The 6,960-nt window shown below is 44.5% G+C and carries 7 protein-coding genes; 5 read left to right on the forward strand and 2 right to left on the reverse strand.

The features are described from left to right. Nucleotides 1–271 precede the first annotated feature (271 nt). From ACWVCM_RS14595 to ACWVCM_RS14605, 3 genes are all read left to right on the forward strand, one after another. Complete coding sequence (locus tag ACWVCM_RS14595; protein WP_455202495.1) at nt 272–496, forward strand: DUF4266 domain-containing protein; 225 nt, start codon at nt 272–274, stop codon at nt 494–496. Continuing rightward, nucleotides 487–1,770 carry a DUF3570 domain-containing protein gene (locus ACWVCM_RS14600; protein WP_455202496.1) on the forward strand — a complete coding sequence of 428 codons (1,284 nt, stop codon included), beginning with the start codon at nt 487–489 and terminating at the stop codon, nt 1,768–1,770. The genes ACWVCM_RS14595 and ACWVCM_RS14600 overlap by 10 nt, the downstream gene beginning before the upstream one ends. A gap of 140 nt (nt 1,771–1,910) precedes the next feature. Continuing rightward, a complete protein-coding gene (locus tag ACWVCM_RS14605; protein WP_455202497.1) occupies nt 1,911–2,750 on the forward strand; it encodes an FAD:protein FMN transferase in 840 nt (279 codons plus the stop codon). 32 nt (nt 2,751–2,782) lie between these two features. On the opposite strand, the gene ACWVCM_RS14610 is transcribed toward ACWVCM_RS14605, so the two are convergent. Further along, a complete protein-coding gene (locus ACWVCM_RS14610; protein WP_455202498.1) occupies nt 2,783–5,029 on the reverse strand; it encodes an ATP-binding protein in 2,247 nt (748 codons plus the stop codon). A 117-nt stretch (nt 5,030–5,146) separates the two neighbouring features. Here ACWVCM_RS14610 and ACWVCM_RS14615 point away from each other — a divergent pair, with 117 nt between their 5' ends. Beyond that, nucleotides 5,147–5,338: a hypothetical protein gene (locus tag ACWVCM_RS14615; protein WP_455202499.1), complete on the forward strand. Its 192-nt coding sequence runs from the start codon at nt 5,147–5,149 to the stop codon at nt 5,336–5,338. Further along, complete coding sequence (locus tag ACWVCM_RS14620) at nt 5,338–6,447, forward strand: DUF2333 family protein (RefSeq protein WP_455202500.1); 1,110 nt, start codon at nt 5,338–5,340, stop codon at nt 6,445–6,447. The genes ACWVCM_RS14615 and ACWVCM_RS14620 overlap by 1 nt, the downstream gene beginning before the upstream one ends. 102 nt (nt 6,448–6,549) lie before the next feature. On the opposite strand, the gene ACWVCM_RS14625 is transcribed toward ACWVCM_RS14620, so the two are convergent. Further along, nucleotides 6,550–6,960, reverse strand: a 411-nt coding sequence (locus ACWVCM_RS14625) for a rhodanese-like domain-containing protein (RefSeq protein WP_455202501.1), incomplete at its 5' end; no start/stop codon positions are given.

Here is a 6,960-nt window from a genome sequence, read left to right on the forward strand (position 1 = left end):
GAACGATAAATCTTGTTTTGATACTTATAATCTGATTACTATCGTTCCAGCGCTTTAGTTTACAACAGAATTTTGGTGTCAGTGAGACTTCAACCCCCTTATGCCTGCAAGTGGATCTGGCGCCAAAATTCTTTCATCTATTGCCTCTTACTCCTACAGACCAGTATTTGTGTTACCAACAGTCGCCAGTGGTAATTTTTAGAATTAACAAGCATCATTTAACGATCAAGCGTTAATATTTTATTCATCACAACATCTAAACGGAGTTCGCGTGCACCGCTACTTATTCACCTTAGTGCTTCCACTACTCGCCATTACCGGCACCGGTTGCTCCATTGAACCGGTAAAACCCTGGGAAAAAGATATTCTGGCTCAAAAGAAAATGCAGCTGACACCCAATCCACTGGAAGCCTACCTGGATGAACATATTTATTACAGCAAGGAATCCTCCAGTGGTGGCTCCGGCATTGGCGGTGGAGGCTGTGGATGCAATTAAAAAAACCGCAATCCATTCGCACTGCACTAGCTACGGCAACCTGTACTCTATTAGGCAGTCAGTCAGAAGAAGCTATCGCGTTTGGAACCGAGGCACCCTGGGAATTTGACAGCGCATTGTTGTATTACTCCGAAGACAAACGCGTTACCGCTGTTGAACCAGTATTTGCAGCCCGCAAGGAAATGGCTGACAATGAGTATCTAAATTTTCGCATTGTCATTGACTCCTTAACCGGCGCTTCTGCAAATGGCGCAGTACCTATGCCTTTTGCGCAAACTTTTAGCACACCGTCTGGCGACTCGATTTATACGACACCAGCCAATGAAACACCCCTGGATCCAACCTTTAAGGATACTCGCTTAGCGTTGAGTGCCGACTGGGAAAAACCCATCAACAAAAATGTTAGTGGCGTTTACGGTGCCTATGTATCACGCGAGTTCGACTACACCTCCGTAGGTGCATCGGCAACTTTTTCCCGGAATACTGAAGACAGGAACAGAACATATACGGCCGGAGTAGCTGCAAGTTATGACCTGGTTTCACCCGTTGGTGGCGCCCCGATCGGTATGTCGCAAATGCCCATTCCCGGCAAGAAGCAAATTAGTAGTGAAGATGAAACTAAAACAGTGGTAGATCTTTTGTTTGGCATTACTCAGGTGCTGGATCGTAAATCATTATTGCAGTTTAATTATACAATAGGCACTAACAATGGTTACCTGACAGATCCCTATAAAATTCTCAGTGTCGTTGATAGTGTCACTGGCAGCGCCGTCGGTCCTGGTCCATACCTGTATCTTTTCGAGAAAAGGCCAGACAGTCGATTGAGCCAGGCTTTGTATGCGAAATACGTCCACCAATTCAACGAAGATGTCATTTATCTGACCTATCGTTACTTTTGGGATGACTGGGATATCACTTCACATACTATTGATCTGCGTTACCGTTATGAACTGGGTGGCGGACACTATTTACAACCCCACGTCCGTTATTACCTGCAATCAAAAGCCGACTTTTACAAAGCCTACTTACGGGATACCGAAGTTAGCACAACGCAAATTGCCAGCGCAGATTATCGTCTTGGCGACATGACTACTACGACCCTGGGATTACTCTATGGGCTTGAGATTAGCGAAAAATCGGAGTTTACAATTAGAGCAGAAGTAATGCAGCAGTCGGGTGATGAGCCCGAGAAATTTGGTCTGCTTAACGACCAGGTTCTGTTCCCGGATGTGGATGCTATTATTGTTCAGGCAGGTTACAGCTTCCACTTTTAGCACCCGGCAATAAGCAACAGCATTACCATCTGGCCGACCCGTGCCTGGATTTAACCAGTCGAGCTATTTAAAACGTTATGGTCACACCCGAGCTTACAATTACTCATCACTCGGATTACTGTGTTGCCCGATTCAGAGCGATGGCGAGCCCATGCGAATTATTAGTCGACACGAATGATACAAAACTCGCTACAAAACTTGCACAAATTGCCCAGCAAGAAGCCGCTCGAATTGAAAATAAATTCTCCCGTTATCGTAACGACAATATTGTATATGCGATTAACTCCGCCAATGGCGATCCCGTCGAAGTGGACGAGGAAACTGCAGATTTGCTGGATTACGCACAGCAATGTTATCAACTTAGCGAAGGCCTCTTTGATATAACTTCTGGCATATTACGCCGTGCGTGGAAATTTGATGGCAGTGATAACATTCCCGATCAACAACAAATTGACAGCTTACTGTTGTATGTCGGCTGGGAAAAACTGCGCTGGCAAAGACCAACCATTACCTTGCAACCAGGAATGGAAATTGATTTTGGAGGCATCGGTAAAGAATACGCCGTAGACCGGACAGCAAAACTCATCCAGAAGGAATCAGGCACAAGCTGCCTCATCAATTTTGGCGGCGATATTTGTGTCACCAAACCGCGTAGTTTAGAATTGCCATGGACGATTGGCATTGAAGATCCCGACAAGCGATCCCGGGAAAGTGGCAAAGTCCCCCATATACAATTAGGCAAAGGAGCAATCGCCACCAGTGGCGACGCCAATCGATACCTGGTAAAAGATGGTATTCGTTACGGCCACATCCTGAATCCCAGAACCGGCTGGGCTGTATCAGAGGCGCCCAGGTCTGTAACCGTAGCAGCCAATACTTGCACAGAAGCAGGCATCCTTTCTACATTAGCCCTGTTGCACGACGCTAATGCAGAACAGTTTTTAAAATTACAGGAAGTTAAATACTGGTGTGAGTGGTAACTATCTTTTGTAACAACACAATTTGCATAAACCTACACGGCTTTGCGCTTACCGATATCCCCGCTTTGTATAGCATTACATTCCTGGTTTAATTCGGCGATAAACTTGTCGAGTAATTGATCCGAGTGACCGCGAGCGCAATCATGAATATTTCTACATATTTCAGTCAATTGATGGTAACCAAAAGAGCCTCCCAGTCCTTTTAACTGGTGAGATACACTTTGCAGGGCTTCCCAGTTTTTCTGCTGCGCAAACTGTTGAATGGACTCAACCATATTTGGCAACTTGTTTAGAAATGCACTAAATATTGCCTGCATCTCCTGGTCTTCAGCTTCATATTCAGAGGTACTTAGCGACATTGCTGGTTCCTGTGATCGGGCCTCTGCACGAGAAACCCCGCCGACATGGAAATTCAATACATTGAAAAATTTCTCGAAATCAATGGGCTTGCTTAAAAATCCATCCGCCCCGGCGTCCAGGCATGCATCCTTGTCCGACTGGCTGGTATTTGCAGTTAACGCAACGATAGGTTTGGTATAACCTGCCTGCCGCAACTGGCGCATTGCGCCCAAACCGTCTAGCACAGGCATTTGCATGTCCATTAAAATCAGATCAAATTCTTTCTCAAGTGCGGCCTCTACAGCCAGCTTTCCATCATCAACAACTGTGGCATCTACACCCGACTTGCGCAATTGCAGCGAAATCAACTTCTGATTTTCAACAGTATCTTCTGCCAGCAACACTCGACCTGAAAGTTGTTTTCGTTCTGGCCTGGCGGCTTTACTCACCATCAGTTCACTTATCTCGTCCATTTCATAAATTAATTCAGGCTCCTGAATTTCACCAATTGAGATTGTCGTGACAAAGGTACTTCCAACGCCTTGTTCACTCATACAGACAATATCTCCACCCATTTTCTCTGCAAGTTGCTTTGATATCGACAGACCAAGACCCGTACCACCAAACTTACGTGTGGTTGATTTTTCTGCCTGCGAAAATGGCTCAAAAACTTTGCTTAGTGCGATCGGCGTCATGCCAATTCCAGTGTCACTAATTTCAAATTTCATGAGCCGTTCATCGGGCAAGTAATAAGTGTTAATACAAATAATTCCATTGCGTGTAAACTTAACCGCATTGCCCAACAGATTTAGTAGTATCTGACGCAGGCGAGTAGGATCGGTGGTAATAAGTTTTGGTAAAGGAAAATAAAAATTGGAGCGGAATTTCAGTCCTTTCTTCTTTATTTTCTCTTCCATCATTGATGCAACTTCAGATACTACAGTAGTTGGTGAAGCCTGAATCATTTCTAATTCTATTTGGCCAGCTTCAATTTTTGAAATATCCAGTACGTCATTGATAATCTGATACAGGTGGTTACCACTGCGTTTTATAGACTCAGCAGCATGTAATAAATCTTCCTGGTCCTGGTTCGGCTCTGCCAGGGTTTCTGCAAATCCAATGATGGAAGTTAGGGGTGTACGAATTTCGTGGCTCATACTGGCTAAAAATTTTGACTTCGCATGTGTAGCATTGGCCGCCTCGAACCATGCGGCCTCGAGCTCCTTGTTTTTAGCCGCGAGCTCACTGTTCTTGCTGGTAACTAAATGTGTTACGCGTTTTGCGATAATGGAACCTACCAACAACAGCAAAAAGACTACAGCAACCATCATAATTATGGTTGACTGAAACTCCTGTTGTGCACCAGCTACTTCGCTTCTTCCGTATTGTTTTTGCAGTTCAACGAATTCATCCAGCAATTGCAGCAATTGTCTTTGTATGACGATGGCCCGGTCCAGTACATCCTGATATTCATCAGGCAAAGGATCCTGCAAAAGCATTTCAGCCGCTTCACGATTAACGGGTTGGGCGATCTGGGTTAAACGGGATAAAGTTTCATGAAATTGTTGCTCCTTGGCTGTTATTTCCATTCCAAATAGCGTTTCGCGTGCATCACGATACATGCCGGAATATTCATAGTATTGTTGCAACAGGTCATCACGGCGAAAGTAATCATCTGTTGCAAGCATTCGCTGAACGATCAGGGCGCGTAAACGAATGGCATCGCGCATTTTTATCGCAAGTGATATTTTCTCATTGCCCTGCTCAACAATGTTTGTCATGCCAGCCTTAAAATTGTGTAGTTGGTATAAACCCAACACACCAAGACAAAAAGTGAGCCCCAGTACAGCGGTAAATCCAAGGCGAACAATATTGCGAATCCTGACTTGTTCAGTTTCAGATTTAGTACTGAGTTGTTTTTGAGATTGCCTGGTTCGCAAAATGAAATCCGGATTGAAATATCCTGTTCAGGGAGTCCCCACCAATAACGGGTCTGTTTAAAAAGACCTTTATTCTGTAGTGATATCGACAATCCTGCCATTTTGCTTTAGTGTTGCGTGGACATTTTTTACATAAAATACCCACAAAACCAGTTAGTTATCAGTCCCGACTGGGCGGCGAGCAAATCAAGCGATGGTTCACGGGACATGAGTGGTGCGGCAATGAAAATGATACCGGATCTGCGCCTGATAAAGATTTATGAGAAAATAGAAATTTCCCGCTATCAACTCAGAATTAAGGAAATATGATGAATGAACGGTCGAAATTCCAGGCCTTTTTCCAGAACGGATGGCTAAAATTAACAGGCCTGTTTCGCAAACTGATAGGGCTCTACCACGTTGAAAACCTGAAAAGTCAGGGTTTATTCTGGTCTTCAATATTGTTTATTGTCACTGCCATCGTTGCACTGTTCATTTTGGGAATTTTCTGGAGCCAGGAACCTGACAGCCAGGATGTGAGACAAATCGCGCTTGATATGGTAGTGCAGGATGAAACAAGAATTGTCCCAGGTGTTACTACTACAGCAACAGAAATATTTATTGTCACCACACTGCTGGATAAACCGGGTGGTTACCTGAGTAACGACGTTTTTCCACCAACATCATTTTTCGGCATGTTTCAGCTGCTGGATAATATCCCGAACTGGGAATTTGGTGCCCTGGTAATGGCCAGAGATACGGCGCGCATATTACGCAATGATTTTAGCCGCTCTCAATCACAATCCCTGGAAAATCCAGAACTCGCTGAAGCCGAACCCTTGCTGAATTTTCAAAATGACTCCTGGTTTTTCCCACCCACTGAGCGCGAATATCGCAAAGCTATAACGCACTTGACGACGTATCTGACGCATTTGTCTCAGCAAACAGATCCTAATACACAATTTTTTACTCGCGCTGATAACCTGAATGAATTACTGGCTGTAGTGGAGAAGCGCCTGGGCGGTTTATCTCAGCAATTAAATGCCAGTGTGGAAGAGTTACGCGTCAATACGGATTTGGCGGGCGACCCTGACGCAACTCAATCCACACGAGCACCCGGACTGGTCGTCGCCAAAACACCATGGATTGATATAGATAATGTATTTTATGAAGCCCGTGGTTACGTATGGGCGTTAACCCATATTCTACGTGCCATTGAGATCGACTTCGATCCTGTACTGCAAAAAAAGAATGCCAGGGCCAGCTTGCAACAGGTTATTCGCCTCCTGGAACAGGCTTTAGTGTCTCCATCGAGCCCGATGGTGTTAAATGGTGCGCCGCTAGGCTGGGTAGCGAATTATTCTAAAAGCATGGTAAGTTATATGTCACCAGCCAATGCAGCGATTATTGACCTGCGAAACCTGTTGACTAAAGGTTAAGCAAAAAAAAGCAACTGGCGTTTGCGCAGTTGCTTTTTAATATTGCGTTTATTAAGTCCGCATTAATTCAAACGAACAAATAGCGCTGTTTGCCCTAAATATTTAAAGCGCCGATTTCATATCCTTGTAATAGGCATTAATACCACCCTTCATGAAATAATAAGATCTAAGCCCTTTGTCTTCCAGATAATATTGCAGCCAACGAACCTGTTTACCTGCAGCATCATAGATCAGCAAAGTTTTATTTTCCTTCATTGCTTTGTTTATGTAACGATCCAGGCGTCGTTTATTGTCAATGGACACCCGATATTCCCGGCCGACAAAAATGGAAATGCCTTCACGCTGAAAACGGTCGCGCACGTCCAATACAATATCTGACGTATTGGCGATTCGGTCGCCAAATTTATCCGGTGTAATGAGGTGCTTTTTAAAATCATCCTTGCTTATAAGTTTTTTTGGATTTTCCAGCGTTTTACCCAACAGCAGTGCATCCTTGGGGAAAGATTTTGCAAA

This window comes from Kaarinaea lacus (assembly GCF_975902315.1).